At 75.7% G+C, this 1,743-nt stretch carries 3 protein-coding genes; 1 reads left to right on the top strand and 2 read right to left on the bottom strand.

Annotated elements, in window-relative coordinates:
* Positions 1–343 (top strand): response regulator transcription factor (locus B9S61_RS12340; RefSeq protein ID WP_146064808.1); only part of this gene is annotated, 343 nt, incomplete at its 5' end.
* A 74-nt stretch (positions 344–417) separates the two neighbouring features.
* On the opposite strand, the gene B9S61_RS12335 is transcribed toward B9S61_RS12340, so the two are convergent.
* Both B9S61_RS12335 and B9S61_RS12330 read right to left on the bottom strand, forming a co-directional pair.
* Positions 418–1,158 (bottom strand): peptidase E, encoded by a 741-nt coding sequence (locus B9S61_RS12335; RefSeq protein WP_103542288.1) that lies wholly within the window; start codon positions 1,156–1,158, stop codon positions 418–420.
* A gap of 172 nt (positions 1,159–1,330) precedes the next feature.
* The coding region (locus B9S61_RS12330; protein WP_146064807.1) for a 4'-phosphopantetheinyl transferase superfamily protein at positions 1,331–1,743 on the bottom strand (413 nt) is incomplete at its 5' end.

Below are 1,743 nucleotides of genomic sequence, written 5' to 3'. Positions count from 1 at the left end.
CGTCCTGCGGGCCGCCGACCTCACCGCGGAGAGCCTGATCGCCGCGGTGCGCCGCGCGACCCACCCGCACCCGAGCATCCCCTACCCGGAGCTCTCCCACCTGCTGGCCGGCGGGCCCCGTCCCGCGGACCCGGCCGACGGCGGCGGCCGCCCCGCCCTGACCGCACGTCAGGCCTCGGTGCTGCGTCTCATGGCCGAGGGCCACGGCAACGCCGACATCGCCCTGCTGCTGCGCTGCTCCGAACACACCGTCAAGAACGTCATCTACGAGGTCATGGCCCGGCTGCAGGCCCGCAACAGGGCGCACGCCGTCGCCCATGCCGTACGCCATGGCCTGGTGTGATCCGAGGACGCCCGGACCGGCCGCGGGTGCCCACCGGCTCCCGTGGCCGGTTCGGCCTCGCGACCCGGCGTCCGTCAGCCGGGAGGCGCGGGCAGCAGGCGCGGCTCGATCCGTTCCTCCACGGCCCGGTCGCCGTCCCGGAAGACCGCGTAGGCGCCCTTGCCCCGCTGCTCCGTCACCGCCTCGACCAGCTCGGTGCCCCGGTAGACCAGCCCCACACCGTCGTCGGTGCAGTGCGCCGTCGCGAAGACGCCCTCGGCGACCAGCCGGTGGGTGAGCGGACGCCGGCCCGCATCGCTGTCGTAGTGCACCCCGTTGCCGTACGGCAGCAGCCCCAGCCCGTTGGTGACCGGCCGGAGTCCGGGGCCGAAGGAGTCCGTGGTGCCGCCCTCGTACCAGCAGAGGGAACCCGCGCTCACCCCGGCGAGCACCACCCCGGCGCGCCATGCGCGCCGCAGGATCTCGTCCAGGCCGTGCACCCGCCACACGGCGAGCAGGTTGGCCACCGAGCCGCCCATCACCCAGACCACGTCGTGGCCGAGGACCGTGCCCTCGACGTCCTCCACGTTCGGCATCGGGAAGAGGTGAAGCGGCGTGAGGTCGAAGCCCGCAACCCGGGCGGCCTCGCCCACCCGTGCCGTGACGTGTTCGGCGTCGCCCACCGCCGTGCCCAGGTAGAGGACGCGGGGGCGCCTGCCGTGCACACCGGAGAGATCGACCGCGTGGTGGACCAGGGCGTCGAAGAGGACCCGGGTGCGCGCGCCGACGCGATGGCCTCCGGAGGTGGCGAGGATGGTCGGTTCCGGAGCGGTCACGCCGGTGATCGTAGCGCGCCGGCTCCGCCGTACGGGTGGGGCATCGGGGAAGGCGTCGCGCTCCCGGCCCCGGGGACGGAGGACGGGCGGGGGCGGCCGGCGGGCGGACCCCGCGACACGACGGAGGGGACCGGTCACCGGACCGGTCCCCTCCGCTGACGCCCGCACGCCTTCAGGTCGTCCGCAGGGCCACCGCCGCCGCATACCCCGCCGGGACCAGGACGTCCCGCACGCTCCATCCAGGTGCCGGGGCGGCCGGCAGCGGCCCGGTGCTCACGTAGTCCAGCGCCGGATCACGCACCAGACCCGTGCCCAGGCCCTTCAGGTAGGCCTCCTTGCGCACCCAGGCACGGGTGAACGCGGCCGGACGCCCGTGCGCGGGCAGCAGCGCCAGTTCGTCCGCCTCCGCCGGGTGCAGCGCCGACCGGGCGCCGAGCACCGCCCGGTTCGTGGCCAGCCCTTCCACGTCGACCCCGACCGGTGCCGGGGCGACCGCCACCAGCACCAGGTCACCGCTGTGCGACAGGGAGAAGTGCACACCCGGGAGGCGCACGACCGGCCGTCCGTGCGGCCCGCCGCAGCCCG

The organism is Streptomyces sp. SM1, assembly GCF_002910825.1.
GTDB lineage: Bacteria > Actinomycetota > Actinomycetes > Streptomycetales > Streptomycetaceae > Streptomyces > Streptomyces okerensis.
Note: the sequence above shows the minus strand (reverse complement) of the source record. Positions and strands in the feature narration are given on the sequence as shown.